16 protein-coding genes and 3 pseudogenes are annotated in these 20,911 nt (G+C 32.3%); 10 read left to right on the top strand and 9 right to left on the bottom strand.

What is annotated here, in order from left to right; genetic code table 11:
- Positions 1 to 74 precede the first annotated feature (74 nt).
- Both AD998_01515 and AD998_01510 read right to left on the bottom strand, forming a co-directional pair.
- Positions 75 to 3,287: pseudogene (locus AD998_01515) on the bottom strand (hypothetical protein).
- A gap of 272 nt (positions 3,288 to 3,559) precedes the next feature.
- Entirely contained in the window at positions 3,560 to 4,303 is a 744-nt protein-coding gene (locus AD998_01510; GenBank protein ID KOY84996.1) for a hypothetical protein, read from the bottom strand.
- Between the two features lie 21 nt (positions 4,304 to 4,324).
- Between AD998_01510 and AD998_01505 the strand changes: the two genes are divergently transcribed.
- Positions 4,325 to 4,666: a hypothetical protein gene (locus tag AD998_01505; protein ID KOY84995.1), complete on the top strand. Its 342-nt coding sequence runs from the start codon at positions 4,325 to 4,327 to the stop codon at positions 4,664 to 4,666.
- A gap of 72 nt (positions 4,667 to 4,738) precedes the next feature.
- Positions 4,739 to 5,263, top strand: a complete 525-nt coding sequence (locus tag AD998_01500; GenBank protein ID KOY84994.1) for a hypothetical protein — start codon at positions 4,739 to 4,741, stop codon at positions 5,261 to 5,263.
- Between the two features lie 8 nt (positions 5,264 to 5,271).
- Here the strand turns inward: AD998_01500 and AD998_01495 are convergent, their stop codons facing one another.
- Positions 5,272 to 5,985 carry a hypothetical protein gene (locus AD998_01495; protein ID KOY84993.1) on the bottom strand — a complete coding sequence of 238 codons (714 nt, stop codon included), beginning with the start codon at positions 5,983 to 5,985 and terminating at the stop codon, positions 5,272 to 5,274.
- Positions 5,986 to 6,079: 94 nt separating this feature from the next.
- Entirely contained in the window at positions 6,080 to 6,544 is a 465-nt protein-coding gene (locus tag AD998_01490) for a hypothetical protein (GenBank protein ID KOY84992.1), read from the bottom strand.
- Between the two features lie 54 nt (positions 6,545 to 6,598).
- Here AD998_01490 and AD998_01485 point away from each other — a divergent pair, with 54 nt between their 5' ends.
- From AD998_01485 to AD998_01470, 4 genes are all read left to right on the top strand, one after another.
- Positions 6,599 to 7,468 (top strand): hypothetical protein, encoded by an 870-nt coding sequence (locus AD998_01485; GenBank protein ID KOY84991.1) that lies wholly within the window; start codon positions 6,599 to 6,601, stop codon positions 7,466 to 7,468.
- 3 nt (positions 7,469 to 7,471) lie between these two features.
- Positions 7,472 to 7,798 carry a pyrophosphatase gene (locus tag AD998_01480; protein ID KOY84990.1) on the top strand — a complete coding sequence of 109 codons (327 nt, stop codon included), beginning with the start codon at positions 7,472 to 7,474 and terminating at the stop codon, positions 7,796 to 7,798.
- Between the two features lie 34 nt (positions 7,799 to 7,832).
- Entirely contained in the window at positions 7,833 to 9,209 is a 1,377-nt protein-coding gene (locus AD998_01475) for a [Fe-S]-binding protein (protein KOY84989.1), read from the top strand.
- 90 nt (positions 9,210 to 9,299) lie between these two features.
- The gene (locus AD998_01470) at positions 9,300 to 9,962 is read left to right on the top strand and encodes a hypothetical protein (protein ID KOY84988.1); all 663 of its coding nucleotides are present in this window, start codon (positions 9,300 to 9,302) and stop codon (positions 9,960 to 9,962) included.
- A 52-nt stretch (positions 9,963 to 10,014) separates the two neighbouring features.
- On the opposite strand, the gene AD998_01465 is transcribed toward AD998_01470, so the two are convergent.
- Positions 10,015 to 10,395, bottom strand: coding sequence for a glycine cleavage system protein H (locus AD998_01465; GenBank protein ID KOY84987.1), 381 nt, complete (start codon positions 10,393 to 10,395; stop codon positions 10,015 to 10,017).
- 70 nt (positions 10,396 to 10,465) lie between these two features.
- The gene (locus tag AD998_01460) at positions 10,466 to 12,439 is read right to left on the bottom strand and encodes a hypothetical protein (protein KOY84986.1); all 1,974 of its coding nucleotides are present in this window, start codon (positions 12,437 to 12,439) and stop codon (positions 10,466 to 10,468) included.
- A 262-nt stretch (positions 12,440 to 12,701) separates the two neighbouring features.
- On the opposite strand from AD998_01460, the gene AD998_01455 reads away from it, so the two are divergent.
- Positions 12,702 to 15,164: a Lon protease gene (locus tag AD998_01455; GenBank protein KOY84985.1), complete on the top strand. Its 2,463-nt coding sequence runs from the start codon at positions 12,702 to 12,704 to the stop codon at positions 15,162 to 15,164.
- A 34-nt stretch (positions 15,165 to 15,198) separates the two neighbouring features.
- Here the strand turns inward: AD998_01455 and AD998_01450 are convergent, their stop codons facing one another.
- Both AD998_01450 and AD998_01445 read right to left on the bottom strand, forming a co-directional pair.
- The gene (locus tag AD998_01450; protein KOY88010.1) at positions 15,199 to 15,453 is read right to left on the bottom strand and encodes a hypothetical protein; all 255 of its coding nucleotides are present in this window, start codon (positions 15,451 to 15,453) and stop codon (positions 15,199 to 15,201) included.
- 42 nt (positions 15,454 to 15,495) lie between these two features.
- Positions 15,496 to 16,080, bottom strand: a complete 585-nt coding sequence (locus AD998_01445; protein ID KOY84984.1) for an RNA polymerase subunit sigma — start codon at positions 16,078 to 16,080, stop codon at positions 15,496 to 15,498.
- Positions 16,081 to 16,403: 323 nt separating this feature from the next.
- On the opposite strand from AD998_01445, the gene gyrB reads away from it, so the two are divergent.
- From gyrB to AD998_01430, 3 genes and pseudogenes are all read left to right on the top strand, one after another.
- Positions 16,404 to 18,374 carry a DNA gyrase subunit B gene (gyrB, locus tag AD998_01440; GenBank protein ID KOY88009.1) on the top strand — a complete coding sequence of 657 codons (1,971 nt, stop codon included), beginning with the start codon at positions 16,404 to 16,406 and terminating at the stop codon, positions 18,372 to 18,374.
- 135 nt (positions 18,375 to 18,509) lie between these two features.
- Positions 18,510 to 18,758, top strand: a pseudogene (locus tag AD998_01435) (hypothetical protein).
- A gap of 745 nt (positions 18,759 to 19,503) precedes the next feature.
- The gene (locus tag AD998_01430) at positions 19,504 to 20,415 is read left to right on the top strand and encodes a ribose-phosphate pyrophosphokinase (GenBank protein KOY84983.1); all 912 of its coding nucleotides are present in this window, start codon (positions 19,504 to 19,506) and stop codon (positions 20,413 to 20,415) included.
- Between the two features lie 21 nt (positions 20,416 to 20,436).
- On the opposite strand, the pseudogene AD998_01425 reads toward AD998_01430, so the two are convergent.
- Positions 20,437 to 20,715: pseudogene (locus AD998_01425) on the bottom strand (hypothetical protein).
- Between the last annotated feature and the right edge of the window lie 196 nt (positions 20,716 to 20,911).

Genomic DNA, 20,911 nt, shown 5'->3' with positions numbered 1-20,911 from the left:
TAAGTTTATGTGTTTTTAGTACAGCAAGTATAACGGATAAGAAGGCAAAAAGATATAAAAAAGTCTATTTTTTTTTAGAATAACACTCCCGCTTGCACCTGTCCAAAGTGAATAATTTTAGATTGACTTGGTATTTTTCTACCATTATAAAGAATATTTATTTGAAGTCCGTTTGCCAAACGTTGTTGATAGGTAGCTGTCCATACCCAATTTTTACCTGTTTGCAAGGCTTCTAACATTTCATAAGCTACTGGTGAAGCCGTTTCGCCTGTAAAACGAATATCTACCAAACGGATTTGAGCTGATAGAACAAAAAAAGAAGGTTTACTCCAACGCAATTCACTACTCCACTCTTGTAAATTGACTTTTTCATTGCCAAATTCATTTTGTTTGTCATTTTGTAGAAATGCAATGCTCAATCGCCAATTATTGGAGGGTTGATATGCTACTTGTGGTTGAAAACTTAAAGCATTTATTTTAAAATTCCGATTTACCAAAAAATCTGACTGATTCTGAATCTGATTGTTTTTTATTTGTATTTGTCCATTCCAGTGCTTTCCAAGATTTTTGCGTCCAGTAAAACCTATTTCCTGAAGTTCTCGTGTTTCAAAACCATTGGTTAAGAGTTGTTTCTGATTACTTTTATTAAAATTCACATCTGCCCCAAATTGTGGATTTCCTCTATTGAAAAATAATATACTTCGTATACTTTCTTGTACTGATAAAATACTCTGATTATCAATATTTGATAAAGGAAAAATTCTTTTTAAGAAATCTTGTTCAGTCGTTTTTCTACGAAGTAGAGCACTTCCATTAAAAGAAAATTTAGATAAAGCGTATTTTAAGCCTTTCTTTTTACTCCATTCGGTAGGTGTTTGTAAATTTAGACGATAATTAATATCAGTAAAAAAAGCTTTGATATAATTATCCGTTGGCGTAAATATCTTAGCGTATTGTCGTTCATCAGGGTTGATAGCTAAATAAAACTCATTGAGTTCTACAATATTGTTGTTGTTGTCATCTCGCCAAGTATGTGTACCCTGCCCTGTAGGTACTTGTATGTAGCTAAATTCTCTTTGCAGTTCTCTTGAAGCTGTATTCTGCCAAATTAGTTCTGAACGAATATTTTTCTTCCACAATTGTCTTGTCCATTCCAATCGTCCCATTAAATTTTCTTCATTCTGATTACTCATAATGAAATTTTGAATATTACGATATGTTGCTAATAATTTGAGAGATTGAATAGCATTTGCTTTGGTTTGCAAAGAACTCTGTATAGTTTGAGCAATTGTCCTTAATTTTAATTCGCCACCAACTGGCTGGTTGTCTGTTCTGTAACTATAATCAGAAGAAAAACGAACTTTAGAGCTATCTGTTGTTTTTACAAAAACTTTATGTTCATCAAAATTCATGGCTGAGAACGTAATAGAATCGTTTTGAGTATTTTTAAGTACATTTTTATCTAAAGAAAACACATAACCTTTTGTTATTTTTTTACTTTGATGTGCTACCTCAGCATTGAGCCTTTGCCAAGTAGAGTTTTGCTTTTCAAGATTATTTTGCTGACTATTGAGCAAAAAAGCCTCTCCTCTTAATAACCATTTATCTTTAGTTTGGGAAAAATTTATTCGATTCTGAAAACCAGACAATTTATTTTGCCTATTTCGGTAAATATGTGCAGTTGAAATAAAATTTTGGATATCTTTTTTAAGTGATAACTGAATTTCGCCAATATTTTCAACTCTTTGTTCAGGAACAGAAAGTGTATCTAAATTTAAGTTCCAATCTCTATTAAATTCAATATTTCTGAATCTGTCTATGGGCAAAAAAGTTGGATTATTTAATTCATAACTCAATTTGCTTTCAAATTTATATTTTTTCCATTCGTACCTGTCTTTATGTTCAACAATTGTTTTTAGAGCAAAACCATTGTTATCTTGGTCATCTAGGCTAGAGAATCGATTCAAGTCTCTTTTGGAAAAAGCCATTTCAAAATACACTTTTTCATATTGATTTGGTTTCCAAATACTTCCCAGTGTAAAAAGTTGTCTTTTTTGAGGTAGAGGAACAAGGCTAATAGGTTCATAATTACCTTGAGGTATGCCTCCCAAAGGCTCTACCCATTCATAAATTCTGCCATTTTGCAAGGTTTGTTTGAGAACATAATTCCCTTTATTGGCTCCAATTTCTGTAAAAGCCACTTGCCAAAAAGCTTTTTGAGGATTTTGGGAGTAAATAAATATAGGATAAATTCCTGAAATAGTACTTGTATCCTTTTTTTCATATAAAATAGCCTCATTGGAAAATCCAACAGAATCAGCTGTATTCAAAAATGCTTGATTCACATTATCTCCTATTTGAGATAGTTGTAATTTCTGATTATCTGATAACTGAATGGCTAATGGATTTCGTGGATTATCTGTTTCTGCATAATATTGTCCAAAAATTGTATATTTTGTATACTCCTGAAAATGAGCAGCATATAAGTTAGTACGACTGTAGTTACGTTCTGTGTATTCATAATCTACCCTGATACGAGTGTATTGTGTAATAAGAATATTAGGGTTAAATGTGATTTCTGCAAGATTATAATCTATTACATAATCAGCATCAAAACCTCTACGAAGCAGTTTACCATCCAAATACACTTTTTCTGTATTTGCGATAATTACAATAAATCGTTCATTATTAGCTCCTCGTAAACGATAAGGTCCTTGTACTCCTTCCAAAGGGCTTACAGCAACAGAGGCAAATCTACCCTTAGCAAGAGCAACTCCAAAAGAAGTAGTTGATTTTGAGCTATCTTTGTAAATTTGTTTTGTTTCAATCTGTATACCTTGTACATTTTTATAATATCTTAAAAACTCTGAATTTTTATTTTGCATAATGACGTCACCAGCTTGTAAAGTGGTTTTTTTGCTCTGTAGTTCTATAAGTATTCTGTCCAACTGCTGAACTTGTTGGGTATTTCCTTCAGGCTGAAAAGGCACTTGTTGGTCATTAAGTAAAGCTTTTAATGTAACATCAGGAGTAATCTTCCCTTCTAATTGTAGATTGAGTGAAGAATTTACAAATGCATTTTGCTGGTTTCCAATGGCAATACCTCTATAAATAGCTCCTGTTTTTTGGATGCTATCTGTGCTGATAATTTCTTCTCTTTTTTCTGTTTGCTTATCTAAAGGAATTAAAGGTGTTATGAAAAAAGTAAGTGTATCAATACTTTCTCGGCGTTGATATTGTTTGTGTAAAGAAAAAGGTAAAGTCTGGTAGCAAACTAAAATGCTATCCGTACTAGTATAATCTCTTTTACTTATCCAGACAGCTTCATTTTTAGAAAAATTGAAATCAATACGCAGTGTGGAGTCTTTTGTTTGGAAAACAAAGCTATTAGGAACAATAGTAAGGGTATCTGTAATTTTCTGATGGAGAGCTACTTTTTTGCATTGTTGCTGGGCTTGCAACTCATAATGAAAAACTATTAGAATACATAAGCAAAAAAAGTATCTGCTTGTAAAATATTGGCTATAAGCAATATGTAAGGGTTTACTCATTTATATACTTACAAAAAGGCTATTCCTATTTTTGCTCCCAAATGGATTGTACCTCCCGTATATACTTCTGTTTTTTTGTAGTTATATTTGTTTTTTACAGGTTCAAACTTATTTTCAAATTTATAGTAAAAAATATCTCCTTTTGTACGTCGAGCCCCTATTCCCCAATAAGGTTCAAAGAAAAACCCTAATTTTCCTTTGATTGCTTGATACATAAAGCGTTTACCCATAATAACTTTAAGTCCTGTTATGGATGTATTAATATCTGCATGTATCCAATATTCATTATCCATGCTTTTGGGTGTCATATAATGCCAATTACTACTTTCTGCTTTGCATTCTCTATAATAAGCTGAAACAGAAATATACATATTTTTTTTAAAATGATATTTATACGCAAGTTCTATCATACGAGATTTATTGAATTTTGCCCATCTCAGTGTTTCATAAAGAAATATCCCATCTGTATTAAGACTTCCATAAAAACCTGGGCTTCTAACTTCGGAAACATCACGTATGGGTTGTGTGCTTCCTATTAATTCTATTGAACTTCGTTTGGTAAGTATTCTTTCATAGCTAAACTGATATTCTTTAAAAATAGGTTGTGTTATTTGAAAACCAATGTAGTTTTTAGGTAAGTTTTCATTTTGAGCTAAACAAACAGAAGTGAATAGTAGAAATATAGTAAGAAATATTACAAAAATCATTTGTATAAGTTTCATAATTTTGGCTATTTTAATCATTGTATTCATTACAAAAATAAATTATTTCTGATGGAAAACACTCAAACTCCTCAACAAATTGTAAATGATTTTTTGGATTGTCTTTTTGGACAATATCACCCTATTATCAGAACTTTTATAGAAGATATGGGAACTTTAGGAGAAGCGAAGGCTTCACAATTATTACTTACAAATGTATTAGCATTAGGCCCAGAAGAAGCTCAAAAAGCCCTTTCAGATGCTCAAAAGTTTAGAGATACAAACACAATGTCTTTCTGTATAGAAGAATTTAAACAAAAGATAAACATATTATCTCCAGCACAAGCCTTAGAAACAAAAGATTTATTAGAAAAAACCTCTATTGCCAAATTTGTAAATAATATTTTATCTTAATCCTTATAAAAATAGCACGTTTTTTGATGAATTTATTAAAGTTTTTTTTAAATTTATCAAAATTAAAATTTTATGAAAAAATTACTGACAACATTAGCACTATGTTTTGTGGTAGGTTTTGTGGTTGCTCAAGGGCAATTGCCTATCAAATCGAAAGCAGCCTCTAAAGTAAATTCAAACACTAATTCGAGAGCCAGCAGTACAGGAAGCTCCACAAAAGCTGGAGAAACTCCTCAGCAAGTCGCTGAAGAACTTTGTAATTGTTTCAATAACTATTTTAGCCAATATCATCCTCTTATCAAAAATCTTATAGAAGATATGGCTATTCATGGAGAAGACAAAGCTGTTCAAGCATTTCAAGATAAGGTTGTTAAATTGTCTCAAGAAGAACAACAAAAAGTAATTGCTGACGCTCAAAAATTTGCAGAAGATGCAAGTAAAGAGAATAATGGTATGACTGGCTGCTTTGAAACCTTCCAGAAAAAAACAAGCACCATGCCTGAAGAAGAAGTAAAAAAGGCTCTTGCTGAGTTAGAACTATCTCCTTCTTGTAAAACAGTTGATGAATTGATAAAAATAGGTAATGCTAAAAAATAAATTTTTAGCTACATTTTATTAAGATTTTTCAAAAACTCTTCTTTGTAGGTATTGCCTATGGGAAGAGTTTTCTCATTGATAAGTACTTGTCCGTCTTCAATACTTTTAATTTTAGAAATATTGATAAGATATGAACGATGAATTCTCTTGAATTTTTGATAGGCTTGCATTTTTTCCTCAAATTGTTTGAGTGTAGAATAGACGATGTATTGCCTTTTTTCTTCAGTATGAATAATTACATAATCGGACATTGCCTCAAAATAATCAATTAAATTCACTTCAAGCCTCACTAATTTACTATTAATTTTTACGTAAATTTCGTCCTCTGTAGATTCATTTGAGACAAGAGAAGAACTTTTAGATTCTAAAAAACTTATAGCTTTTGTAACAGCTTTTAAGAATCTTGGGTATTCAGGTGGTTTAATGATGTAATCTATAGCATCCAGTTCAAAAGCTTCCAATGCAAATTCTAATTTTGATGTAATTAGAATTGTTTGAGGCTTTTTAGGCAACATTTTTAATAAATCTAAACCTGATATTTCAGGCATATCAATATCTAACAATAAAATATCTATTTCATTTTTTCCTAAATACTCAAAGGCCTCAACAGGGTTATTGAACGTAGCTTTTAATTCTAACCGAGAGATTTTTTTTACATAATTCTTCAGTATAACAAGCTGAACATCGCTGTCATCAACTGCAATGCAGGTATAATTTTGCATATTTTTGCTAATAGTTTTGTGGTATTAGGTATTTTTAAATAGTATTACTCTTTTTACAAATTTAATTTTTTTTCATAAATATCAAATTTTCTCATTAAGAATTTAACTTTAGCTTTTCTTGTTTTACCATCTCTTTTATTTTCTTACGGCGAATTTTCAAGCTATCTTTGTTTATAAACATACTAGAATCCTTCTTTTTTTCTATGATGATGGGTTTTCCTATGTTCAAGGTAGATTCTCTATCAACTAAACTATCTATCACTTGTGCATAGATTTTTTCAAACTCTTGTAAATTATTCAAGTAATACCTATAACTTTGCTGATATGTTAGGGAGTCTATTTGATGCTTTTGAAATATTTTTTTTTCATAAGCTTTATAAAGAAAATGGGCAGAATCAGGCATTCGAGTAAGATGTGGTACTTGAGATTCTAACAAATGTATGTCTATCAAGACTGCAACCATTTTTTTGGGTTGGATTACATTTCTGGGAGTTTCTGTTTGTTCCTTACAAGAAAACATAAAAATCCCAATAACAATTATATAAAAGAAAGACTTCATCGAATATACTTCAATTTCTTCAAAAATAACAATTTTTATACCTAAGTTAAAATTATGGAAGAAATTTTAGCCAAACTCCGAAAATATGAAATAAAAATCAGAAAAGTTATTAACTCTCAGATGAGGGGAGATTTCCACTCTATTTTTAAAGGTTCAGGTTTGGAGTTTTCTGACGTTCGAGATTATTTGTATGGAGATGATGTTCGTAGGATAGACTGGAACGTAAGTGCAAAAGGGCAAGGCACTTTTGTGAAGGAATTTAAAGAAGAAAAAGAACAGACTGTATTTTTCTTGATAGACGTTAGTGCATCTCAAGATTTAGGTGCAAGTATAACCAAACTTCATACAGCTCAAGAAATTTGTGGAGTACTAGCTATTTCGGCAGCCAAAGAAAATAATGATATAGGGCTTATTTGCTTTTCAGATCAAAAAGAACGCTATATGAAACCCCAAAAAGGACAAAAGTATGCGTACGAAATGATTTTAAACTTATTCAAATTAGAACCCAAATCTTTGAAAACAGATATTTCTAAGATGATTCTTTATACTTTACAAACTGTTAAAAGAAAGAGCATTATTATTTTATTATCTGATTTTATTGATGAAAATTATGAGTCGCATTTGAAAGCATTGTCTAAAAAGCATGATTTAGTAATCATTCAACTTTATGATAAAAAAGAGATTAGTTTACCTCGACTGGGTATTATTCCAGTTTATGATAAAGAAACTCGTAAAACATTTTGGCTCAATACATCGTCTAAAGAATTTAGGTTAATGCAAAAAGAACGTTTTGAGAAAACTCGAAATCTTCTTGAAAACATAGCTCTTAAAAGTAATGCTAATTATCTATCTATCAATACTGAAGAAGATTTCGTACCACAACTAATAGACCTTTTTAGAAAAAGAAACAAAAAAATCAAATAAAATATGACTATCGAAGAAGCTCAAAAAATTATAGATAAATGGATTAATAGTATTGGAGTAAGATATTATAATGAATTAACCAATACTGCTATTCTGATGGAAGAAGTTGGAGAACTTGCTCGTATCATGGCTCGAACTTATGGGGAGCAATCATTTAAAGAAGGAGAAAAACACGATTTAGCAGATGAAATGGCAGACATTATGTTTGTCTTAATTTGTTTAGCAAATCAAACAGGGGTAAACCTTACAGATGCATTACAAAAAAATTTAGAGAAAAAAACAAAAAGAGATAAAGACAGGCACCAAAACAATGAAAAGTTAAAATCTTAAATTTCTTGTATATTTGCTTTTTAATTAACATTCCATGAAAACTCAAGATATATTTTTAGATAAAGCAGAACAAAAAGCTTTTGATTTAAAGCATCGTCAAACTATTAACTTTAATATTGGTAAATATGACAATGCTGTAAAATCAGGGTTAAAACAATATGAAAATCATGAGCTTGCTCGTGAAAGAGCCTCTTTTCTTAAAACTCAAGCCATTGCTCATTTAGATGAGCTACTCATAGATTTTGAAGAAACATTTACTAAAAGAGGTGGTAAAGTAATATGGGCAGAAAACAGTGAATCTGCCTTAAAAAGCATTTGGCAAATTTTTGAACGCCATAAAGCTAAAATGGCTGTTAAATCAAAATCTATGACTACTGAAGAAATTCACTTAAATGAATTTCTTGAAAAAAAAGTAGTTGAAACCATAGAAACAGATCTTGGCGAATATATTGTCCAATTAGCTGGGCAGAAGCCTTATCATATTGTCACACCTGCTATGCATATGTCTAAAAAAGATATTGCAGAGCTTTTTGTTGAAAAGCTTCGTATTTCTCCAACTGATGATGCCCAAGAGCTTACGCTTACTGCAAGACGAATTTTAAGAGAAAAATATGTAACTGCTGATATTGGTATTACAGGGGCAAATTTTATTATTGCAGATGCCGGGGCTATTGCTATCACAGAAAATGAAGGAAATGCTCGCATGAGTACTACATTTCCAAAAGTACATATTGCTATTGTCGGAATTGAAAAAATTATACCCAAACTTGAGCAACTAGATATGTTTTGGCATTTACTTGCTACAAGTGGAACAGGGCAGAAAATGACTGTTTATAATTCCATATTTTTTGGTCCTAGACAATTAGATGAAATTGATGGACCTGATGAAATGTATGTAGTTCTTTTAGACAATGGCAGGACTAAACTTTTAGCTGACCCTGAAAAGAGAGAAGCCTTGAATTGTATTCGTTGTGGAGCTTGCCTTAATGCCTGCCCTGTTTATAAAAATATTGGAGGACACACCTACGATACGACTTACAGTGGTCCTATTGGCTCTGTTATTACTCCACACCTTGCAAGTATGAAAGAATACAAGCATTTAAGTTATGCAAGTTCTTTGTGTGGGGCTTGTAGTTCTGTTTGTCCAGTAAAAATAAATATTCATAATTTATTGTTACTCAACAGAAAACAAAGCGTAGAAGAAGGACACAGCACCTTTAGTGAAAAAATAGGTTTCAATTTTTGGAAAAGGGGGATGTTGAGCAGAAAGCTCATGGATTGGCTCAGTGCAAAAAGTAAAACGAACTTTATTAAGAAGTTTTTTAGTAAAACTTGGGGTAAAAAACGAGAAATGCCACACATTGCTAAAAAAACGTTTGCCCAACAATGGGAAGAAAAAATGAAACTCTAATGTATTGTACTTTCAAGATATTTTTTATAAATTAGTATATTCTAACAGAATCATAAGATTATGAAAGCGAGATTTTTATTGTGTTTGTTGATGCTTACAGTTAGCTGGAATATGCTATGGGGACAAGTTAAAAATCAACAAAACAAGACAACTCAGAATCAAACCAAGCTCAATAAAGATAAAAAGGACGAAAGGGTAAAATTTCAACCAATTATTAAATATGATACAGTAAAGAATAAAAAGAAAAAAGATGAAAGAGTTGCCTATAAAACTATTATCAGGTACGATTCTGTTAAAAACAAAGTTAAGAAAAATGAAAGAGTTGCTGTTGCTAAACCTGTAATTAGGTATGATAGTGTTCCTAAGGTAAAAAAAGAATACGTTCCACCCCCTATTCAAATAGATAGTACTTGTACACGATGCAAAGGCTACAAACATGATAGGGCTTGTGATGACTTACATTGTTATCAAGGGCATTGCTCCACTTGTAAGGGTTATAAAAAATGTGTGCATTGTGCAGGAACCATGATGAAAAATGTAGGATTAGAAGGTTGTCCAGATTGTACAGATGGGAAATGCAGGGTATGTAGAGGTTCTGGTTTATGTGCTAAGTGTGAAGGAACTGGCAGGCTACCTTGTACAAAATGTAATGGAACAGGGAAAAAAACAAAAGAGCAGATAGATGCAGAAATACGAAAAAAAGAGGCAGAGCGAACAGCCAATATTCCTATGCCAACCTTTAAGCCTGAGTAAAAACTAGAGGGCTATTCAATTGAATGCCCTTTTCGTTTTATATATGAGTTTTTTATACCCCAATCAGTGTTTTATAAGCATCTGAATCCATCAGCGTAGTAGCTTCTGCAACATCTATTACTCTTACTTTTACCATCCAACCATCACCATAAGGGTCTGAATTTACCAATTCTGGACTTCCAGAAAGCTTATCGTTAAATTCAACTATTTCGCCAGTTATTGGCATAAATAAATCTGAAACTGTTTTTACAGCTTCTACTGTTCCAAAAACTTCATTGGAGGCAATGGTTTGTCCTACTGTTGTGATATCCACATACACAATATCACCTAATTCTTTCTGAGCGAAATCACTAATACCAATATATGCAAAATCACCATCCAAACGTAGCCATTCGTGGTCTTTAGAGTATTTTAATTCATTAGGAAAATCCATAATTTTCAAATTTTAGGTTTTAATGAAGATGCACAAACATAAGAAATCTATCTAAAAAAACAAATGAGTTTTATTTCTTTATCAAAATTTCAAACTCCACTCTTCTGTTAAGTTTTTTGTCTTCTGGAGAAACTTCTGGCACAATAGGCTTTGTATTTCCATAACCTATAGCATCTATTCTGCTAGGAGAAATTTTCCCTCTTAGAATAATAAATTCTTTTATTGCATCAGCACGAGATTGTGAAAGTTTAAGATTAGCATCTTCATTACCATCTGAATCTGTATGTCCACTAATTTTAATTCTGATATTAGGATGGTCAGCCATGAAGTAAACCACTTTCATAAGATCTGCCTCCATATTTGTTTGAATTTTTGCACTTCCTCCATCAAACTCTAAGGAAGCAAATTTCCATTTATGAAATTTAATAGATTCAGCTTTGATGTCCAATTGTGTATCTTCTTTCAAGAAAAACTTTTTTTCTATCCTGAAAAAATCATCTCCTGTAATAATAACTAGGTAATTATTATTTTTGATAAGGTCAAATTCATATGAACCATCTGGACGAAGATATTTGGGAGCTACCTCTATACCATTATCTAAATCTATAATAGACACAATTCCTTGAAAAGGGTTACCAGTTTCAGCATCGACTACTCTTCCCTTAAAAACTACGGTGGCTGTGGGTTGTGCTTCCATAGGTACAGGAAAGGAATATAAATTCAGGTTCTCTGGGTCATCTTCAGAGGCTTTTGCATAATACAAATCTTTAGCTTTGCTATCAATAGCAAAGTAATATTCATCATCAGCACTATTGACTAGTGGACCCAAATTTACAGGTTCTTGCCATCTGTATAAAAATTTATAAGACTTGTAAATATCGAAACCTCCTAAATTCACCAAGTGGCCATTTGAGCTAAAATACAATAAATCGTATTTGGGATGCATATAAGGGCTTACTTCACTTTGACGAGTATTGATAGTGGGTCCCATATTTTTAGGTTTTGCCCAAACTCCATCTTTTTGTTTGTAGGTATAATAAATATCTGAAAGTCCAAATCCACCTAATCTATCTGATGCAAAAAACAAAGTATCTTCACTTTTTGAAAGAGAAGGATGCGAATCCCAAGCGACACTATTAATATTAGGACCTAAATTTTTAACTATCCACGAACTATCTTTCTGCATGTGAGCTACATACAAATCACAATTACCATAACCATCATTGGGAGAGTCACATCTTGAAAAATAAATTGTCCTACCATCTTTCGTAATATGAGCAGAACCTTCATTATACATAGTATTTAACCCTTTGAACTCCTTTGCATCACTCCAATATCCATTTTCTTTTTTAGAATAAAATATATCTTCATTGGCTTTGGTATCTTTTTTAATAGCCATGACATTTTTATATTTTCTTTTAGAGCTAAAAATCATCATACTATCTGTAATATTGATAGTAGGAGCATAGTCTGCTTTTTTAGAATTGATGGCATAATCCATTTCTAACAATACTCCTTTGGGTGGTATAAGAGTATCAACAAGTTTTCTATATTCTACCAATTCATAATAATATTCTAAAGGCACATAATAATCTCTTTGATTGACAGTCAGGGAATCGTAATGAAGTTCAATGGCTTTTACTTCAGAGCCTCTATGATGTTTTAAAATGGTTCTATACAAACTTTTTGAAATCTCGAAATCATCTAATAATTCTATCATTTTGGCTAACTGCCACATTCTTTCAGCATCTTTATAGAAATTTTCAACACCAAAATTCATCACATAATTATAAAGTAGTGGATAAGCTTTTTTCCAATCTCTGTTTTTAATATATTTATCAATTGTTTTTAACTCAGATTCATTGAAGTAGTATTTAGTATTATTGATATTATTAAATTGGAAAACACTCTCTTTATTACGAGCTACAATTGGGTCTTTTGCTTGAATAACACCTTGGGATTTAACTTTATCTATTTGCCCAAAAGAGTACTCATACATTGTTAAAACAAGAAATATAATCAGATAAGCTCTCATAGATAGCATTCGTATGATTAGAAGATTATAATTTGTAAAGGTACAAAAAATTTATTTTTAGCCAAAATCTTACACAAAAATCCCATAATACTGCCTTTTTTACAGTTTTCAAATTTGGCACAACACTTGAACAAACATAGAACCTGCTTCAAGAAAATTCATTTCATTATTTTCTTTGAAAATATACTCTGTTATAGACTTGAAGCTGACACTGACAAAAAGACAGTTTTTATTATTTTCCTGTTATACGTAATTTTTTTATAAAAGATATATGAGTTCTCACAAAAATTATACACCTTTTTTGCTTGCTGATACTGATACAAATGGAGGTGTTGATATTTTTCCACTTTTTGATGAAAAGGTGAACGGCAATGGAGAAAAACTTCCAGAACAATTGGGTATTTTACCTTTGCGTAATACTGTTCTTTTTCCAGGGGTAGTTGTACCTGTAACTGTAAGCCGTAAAAAAGCAATGCGTTTGGTAAAGAAAGTTTATAAAGGAAATAGAATTTTAGGAGTAATTGCACAACAAAACTCCCAAGAAGAAGAGCCTGCAACCTCTAATCTGTACAATGTAGGCACTATTGCCCAAATTTTGAAAATGATTACCATGCCTGATGGTAATGCAACTATCATTATACAAGGGCGTTCGAGATTTCAAGTAGAAGAGTTTTTAAAAGAAGAGCCCTATATCACTGCAAAAATAAAACCTTTACAGGAAAATTTTCCTGAAAAAAATACAAAAGAGGTAAAAGCTCTTAAGTCTTCTTTAAAAGATGCTGCTCTTAAAATTTTACGTTTGAACCCAGAAATTCCACAAGAAGCTCAAATTGCTTTGGATAATATTGAAGCTATAAGCTTCCTAACTCATTTTTTGGCTTCTAACTTAAATGCAGAAGTAGGAGAAAAACAAGATATTTTAGAAATAGATAATGGCATACAACGTTCTACAAAGCTTTTGGAACTTATGCTTCGAGAGGTACAAATGTTGGAGCTTAAATTTGAGATACAAAGTAAAGCTCATAACGATATGGAGCAACAACAACGTGATTACTTTTTACGTCAACAACTCAAGGTTTTACAAGATGAATTGGGTGATGAAGTAGGGGGGATTCGTATTGATGAACTAAAAGCCAAAGCTAAAGCTAAAAAATGGAGCGAAGTAGTATCCAAACATTTTGATAGAGAGTTAATTCGATTACAACGTTCTAATCCAGCTTCTCCAGAATATGGCATAGCTCTTAATTATATCGAATTGCTTTTAGATTTACCTTGGAGCGAATACTCTGAAGATAATCTAAATTTACAAAATGCTCAAAAAATATTAGATGCTGACCATTATGGTCTAGAAAAAGTAAAAGAACGCATTTTAGAATACTTGGCTGTTCTTAAACTACGCCAAGATATCAAAGGTCCTATTTTATGTTTATATGGACCTCCAGGTGTAGGGAAAACCTCGTTGGGGCGTTCTATTGCAAAAGCTTTGGGCAGAAAGTATGTAAGAATGTCTTTAGGTGGATTGCATGATGAAGCTGAAATCAGAGGACATAGAAAAACGTATATTGGAGCTATGCCAGGAAAGTTTATCAGTAATATTAAAAAAGCTGGTACATCTAATCCAGTCATTATCTTAGATGAAATTGATAAAATTGGAGCTGATTATAAAGGTGATCCTGCTTCTGCATTATTAGAAGTTCTTGATCCAGAACAAAATAGCACATTTTTAGATAACTATTTAGAAGTAGAATATGATCTATCTAAAGTTTTGTTTATTGCTACAGCCAATACTCTTGATACTATTCATCCTGCATTAAGGGATAGAATGGAAATTATTGAAATTAGTGGTTATACAACTCAAGAAAAACTTCAGATAGCCAAAGAACATTTAGTTAAAAAACAAAGAGAAGAGAATGGGTTAAAAGCTTCACACATTCAACTTTCTGATGAAGCTTTGGTAAAAATTATAGAAGATTATACAAGAGAATCGGGTGTTAGAAATTTGGAGAGAAAAATTGGTAATGTAGTTCGTAAAATAGCCAAATCTGTTGCTCTTGAAGAAAAATACGAGAAGAAAATAACACCTGAAATTGTGGAAAAACTTTTGGGAACACCTATTTTCGATAAAGAACTTTACCAAAGTGATGATGTGGCAGGTATTGTTACAGGACTTGCTTGGACTGCTGTTGGAGGTGAGATTTTATTTGTAGAATCTTCGTTGAGCAGAGGAAAAGGTAAATTAACGATTTCTGGACAACTTGGAGATGTTATGAAAGAATCTGCATCAGCAGCACTTTCTTATCTAAAAGCTCACGCAGAAAATCTGAAAATTGATTACCGAGTTTTTGAACACTTCGATTTGCATGTCCATGTACCAGCAGGAGCTGTACCTAAAGATGGTCCTTCAGCTGGTATTACATTACTTACCTCTTTGACTTCCGTTTATACTCAAAGAAAGGTCAAAGATAAAATAGCTATGACTGGAGAGATTACTTTAAGAGGTAAGGTATTACCTGTTGGAGGTATTAGAGAAAAAATATTGGCAGCTATCAGGGCTGGTATTAAAGAGGTTATTTTATCTGAAAAAAATCAAAAAGACATTTTAGATATTCCTGAACATTATTTGAAAGGATTAAAAATCCATTATGTCAATACAGCTCAAGAAGTTTTAAAAATAGCTTTATTGCCTAAAAAAGTAGCTGAACCAATGGATTTAAGTGTTATTATAGAAAAGTAAAAGGAGGCTTTTGCCTCCTTTTTTTATTTTTAGTTTATTGAGTAATTGTAATAGTAGCTATTTTCTCTCGAATGCAATCAAGCAAATCTTGTGGTGGGCATTTTTTTGCTAATCGGGTTTGTAACAATTCTCGAATAGCGACCTCCAAATCGTATTGTTGATAACAAGGCAAACATTTTTCTATGTGAGCCATCAATTCTTCTGTATTTTCTTCTGAAGCCTCTCCATCTAATATTGTATAAAGAGAGTCCAAACAACAACAGTTGCATGGGTCTGAACTTTGTTTCATATCATTTTTTTCGTGAAAATTCTTATCTGAGGTCATAGTAATTTATGATTTTTGCAAATAACCCATTTTTTTTGCATAACTACTCAATTTTTCTTTTAACAAACCTCTTGCTCTATGCAATCTGGAACGTACTGTTCCAATGGGAATGTCAAGAATTTTCGCCATTTCTTCGTAAGTAAACCCTTCTATATCACACAAAATAATGGCTATTCTGAAATCTACTTCCAACGAATTGATAGCATTAGCCACTTCATCACCTATTAAATCTTGTACAGATTCGCTACGCAAATCTGAGGTGGCTTCTATTTCATTATCAAATTCTTCAGAATTATAGAAAGTCTCAACTTCCTGATAATCAACTTTAGAAGGTTCTTTGCTTTTCTTTCTAAAGTCATTTATGAAGCTGTTTTTTAATATTCTAAACAACCAAGCCTTTGCATTAGTTCCTTTCTCGAAGGAATTAATAAATCTAAATGCTTTTAAATAAGTATCTTGTACCAAGTCCTTGGCATCATCCTCATCCAACGTAAGTCTAAAAGCAAAATTATACATAGAATCCAAATGTGGAAGCATCTCGCTTTGGAACACCATGTTTTTTTCTTTTTCTGTATATGTAGTAGGTATCATAATGCTAAATCGAAACCAGTGATATAACGCAAATGTAACAATAAGATTGCTAATTTCTTTTTATTTCAGTCAAAATAAATGCCAGCATAAAAAGTCTGCTTTATTGGCAGATTCTTGGAAAAATAGACAATTGAATGTGTATTTCCTGACAAAAAGTTTATGAATTTATCATGATTATTTTCTGTCTAAATCCTTTCAAAAAATTAAGTATTCCTCTACCAAAATCTATTTGGTTATATGTACATCATTTTGTATCTTTGTTGGGTTAAAGTATATTCATAAGCCTATAAATTTATATCCCTATACACAATATGAGCGATTCGTTGGAAAATTTGAGTCAAGCCGAACAACCCACCTACAATGCAGAAAATATCCAAGTTTTAGAAGGTTTAGAAGCCGTAAGAAAACGCCCCGGTATGTATATCGGTGATGTAGGTGTCAGAGGCTTACATCACTTAATTTGGGAAGTTGTAGATAACTCAATTGATGAAGCATTGGCAGGCTATTGTAATCGTATTGAAGTTGCCATTCATGAAGATAACTCTGTTTCTGTTTCTGATAATGGTCGTGGTATTCCCACGGATATGCACTCTAAGGAAAAGCGTTCTGCTTTAGAAGTAGTTATGACAGTATTGCATGCTGGAGGTAAATTTGACAAAGGAAGTTATAAAGTATCTGGAGGTTTGCATGGTGTCGGTGTATCCTGTGTGAATGCCTTATCTTCTTTGTTGCATGTAACTGTTCAACGTGAAGGAAAAATATTTGAACAAGAGTATTCACAAGGAAAACCTTTATACTCTGTAAGAGAAATTGGAAAAACTGATAACCATGGAACAAAGGTTCATTTTAAACCTGATGATACTATTTTTCAGAGTTTAGAATACAAATACGAAACAGTTGCTACTCGTTTAAGAGAACTATCCTTCCTAAATAAAGGTATCATCGTTACACTTACTGATTTTCGTGAAAAAGACGAAAATGGACAAGCTTTGTATGAAGAGTTCTTCTCAGAAGGAGGCTTGAAAGAGTTTGTAGCCTATTTAGATGACACTCGTGAAAAATTAATTCCTGAACCTATTTATTTTGAAGATGAGCGTGGAGAAATACCTGTTCAGGTTGCTATGCAATATAACACCTCTTACACCGAAAATATATTTTCGTATGTAAACAATATCAATACTATTGAAGGTGGTACTCATGTGGTTGGTTTCAGAGCTGCCCTTACAAGAACCCTTAAAAGCTATGCTGACAAAAATGGTATGTTGGATAAGCTCAAAATAGACATTACAGGTGATGACTTTAGGGAAGGACTTACAGTTGTTATTTCTGTAAAAGTTTCTGAGCCATTATTTGAAGGACAAACTAAAACTAAGTTAGGAAATTCTGAAGCTCGTAGTTCTGTAGAAAGCACTGTAGGAAAAGCTTTAGAAGCATATTTAGAAGAAAATCCTAAAGTAGCCAAAGTCATTATTGATAAAGTTGTTTTGGCTGCACAAGCTCGACATGCTGCCCGTAAGGCTCGTGAGATGGTTCAACGTAAAAACGTTCTTACGGGTTCAGGCTTACCAGGTAAACTTGCCGATTGTGCAGAATCTGACCCTGCTATTTGCGAAGTATTCCTTGTGGAAGGTGATTCGGCAGGTGGAAGTGCCAAGCAAGGTAGAAATAGAGCTACACAAGCTATTTTGCCCCTCAAAGGTAAAATATTGAATGTTGAAAAAGCTCAAGAATACAAAATTTATGATAATGATGAAATCAAGAATATCATAACAGCATTGGGAGTTAGTTTTGGAAGAAAAGATGAAACAGGAGAGTTTGATGAAAAAGCTCTCAATATGGAAAAACTACGTTATCATAAAATTGTAATTATGACGGATGCTGATATTGATGGTAGCCATATTCGTACACTTATCTTGACATTATTCTTCAGATACATGAAAGAACTCATTGAAAAAGGATATTTATACATTGCTCAGCCTCCATTATATTTAGTTAAAAAAGGTAAAAAACAAACCTATTGTTGGACAGAAGAACAACGTAAGCGTGCTGTTGCTGAACTTGGTGACGGAAAGGATGAAAGTGTTGGTATTCAACGTTATAAAGGTTTGGGAGAGATGAATCCTGAGCAACTTTGGGAAACAACAATGAATCCAGAAAATAGACTAATGAAGCAAGTTACTATTGATTCAGCAGCTGAAGCAGATCACTTATTTTCCATGCTGATGGGTGATGAAGTTGCTCCTCGTAAAGAGTTTATTGAAAAAAATGCAAAATATGCAAATATTGATGTATAGTATAAAATACTGATAATGAACAAAAAGTGTTAGAAATAAATTTCTAACACTTTTTTGTTTGTAGATTTTTTTTAACTAACTTTTCTTTATATAGTTCTAAAACCCTAACTTTCGCATTCAAAGTCATCTATTACAATGAGTCAAGTAAGCAAAAATATACGTTATCTTAGAAGATTACATGATTATACCCAAGAGGAGTTTGCAGAACTTTTAGGCATAAAGCGTTCTTCTTTAGGAGCTTATGAAGAAGGAAGAGCCGTTCCTAACTTCAATACTTTGATGCAATTGGGTAAACTCTTTAGCTTGACTATTGAACAAATTGTTTCTTCTGATATTTCTACCATTATTCTTGAACCTAAGAAGATTTTGATAGATATAGAAGGAGATGATATTTTAGAAGAAAATGACAACAAAGAACTTCTTGAAATTCTTAGAAAAGAAGAAATTAAAACTGATACTCTAAAAGAAAACATAGAAAATAAAAATGATTGGAAAGCTCTTGAAAAAGAGAAAGCCACACCAGAAGTAAAAAAAACAAGAAGAGAAGAAAGTCATGAAGAAATAAAGGAAAAATTTTATCCAACCTTAGAAGATGGTTTGTTTTCAGTAGAAAATCAGGTGGAGCATTTTTCTGAAATTGATAAAGGTGATATTCCTTTTGTAAAACAAAGTAATTTGGCTAGTTATTTAGCTAATTACACAGAAAAGACATTTATTGAAACGTTGCCCAAACTTCAAATTAGTTTGTTGGCTAAAAATCAGGAATATAGAGCTTTCGAAATGGATAGAAACTTTCCTTTGGAAAAATCTATTTGTATTGGCTCTTATCTTAAAAATTGGTACAACGTTCAAACAGGCGAAACATATCTTTTCCTTACTCAAAAGCAAGGTTTGATATATGGAAAAGCTGATAACCGTTTGCGTAATGAGGGTTATATCAGAGTACAAGGAATTGGACAAGAATACAAAGTACTTGTTAGAGAATTATTCGAAATTTGGCAATTTCAGTTGTTTGTTAGTGCTGGAAAAATTGAAAATATTTAAAAACCCTCCTCAAACATTCCAAAGCTCACAATTTTGGAATGTTTTCGTTTAAAGACCTTTATCTAAGTTAAACTGTTTATTCTTCATGCAACCTTTACTTTTCTCAATTCAATCATATTTATATCTTCAGGAACGTATCTTAACTTTAGGAGGCTTTGAAAAAGGAGAAGTAGAAGTAAAAGTCTTTCCTGATGGAGAACGTTATCAGCGTATTTTATCAGATGTTGAAGGTCGAAATGTAGTATTATTGGGAGGAACACCTACAGATACTGATACACTTGAGGTATATGATTTGGCTTCTGCTATCGCCAAATATGGTGCTAAAACACTCACTGTTGTTATTCCTTATTTTGGATATTCTACAATGGAGAGAGCTGTGAAAACTGGAGAAGTGGTTACAGCCAAAACAAGAGCAAGATTGCTTTCATCTATACCCAAAACAGGAAGCAGAATTACATTTATGTTGCTCGATTTGCATACAGAAGGTTTACCACATTATTTTGAAGGGGATGTTCAAGCTACTCATCTGTATTGTAAAGAGATTATTATAGAAATATGCAAAGAAATTGCAGGAAATGATTTTATTTTGGCTTGTACAGATGCAGGAAGAGCTAAATGGGTAGAATCACTCGCCAATGATATGAATGTAAATGCAGCTTTTGTATTCAAAAGGCGTATAAGCGGAAATGAAACTGTCGTAACAGGTATCAGTGCTGATGTGGTGGGAAAGACTGTTATTATTTATGATGATATGATTCGTACAGGAGGCTCACTTATCAATGCTGCAAAATCGTATAAAGAAGCTGGAGCTACTCACATTTTTGCCATCACCACACATGGTTTGTTTACCAACAATGCTTTAGAACGAATAGAAAAATCTGGTTTGTTTGAAGGCGTTTATTGTACAGATACGCATCCAAATACACAAAAAGAATCTCAAAATCCGTTTTTGAGTGTAAAATCTGTTGCTAAAATTATTTACCCTAAAATAATTTAGAACGGCTTAATGTGCCGTTCTAAATTTGAATATTGTTTGCCCGATACGGATGGTATCACCATCCTTTAGATTTCCTTCTTCTATGAATTCTTCGTTGATAAATGTTCCATTCGTAGAAAGCTCATCTTTAAATTTAAAATCGCCCATTCTATAAAGAATAGTCAAATGCTTTCCTGAAACCTGACTATCAGGGATTATAATATCACAAGCGTTGTCTGAGCCAATAATATTTCTACCTTCTCTGAGTTTAAAATCTGTACCCAAAGCATCCATTGTAAATGAAACAAGCCAACCAACCAATTTTCTACCTGATGTATTGGCATTGGTGGTTACTGTTTGTTTTTCTTCAACAATATTACCTGAAAAAATAGAGGTCTTATTGAAGTTCGCTATTTTATCGTTTTGGATGCTTGTTTTATCATCAGGAGTCATAGAGTTTATCTTTTGGTCAGTATTCTGAATAATTTGCGTTTTGTTAAAATCAGTTTCTTTTGCT

The sequence above is a fragment of the bacterium 336/3 genome, assembly GCA_001281695.1.
In the GTDB taxonomy this organism is placed as follows: Bacteria; Bacteroidota; Bacteroidia; order Cytophagales; family Thermonemataceae; genus Raineya.
This window is presented reverse-complemented; position numbering and strand designations above follow the sequence as displayed.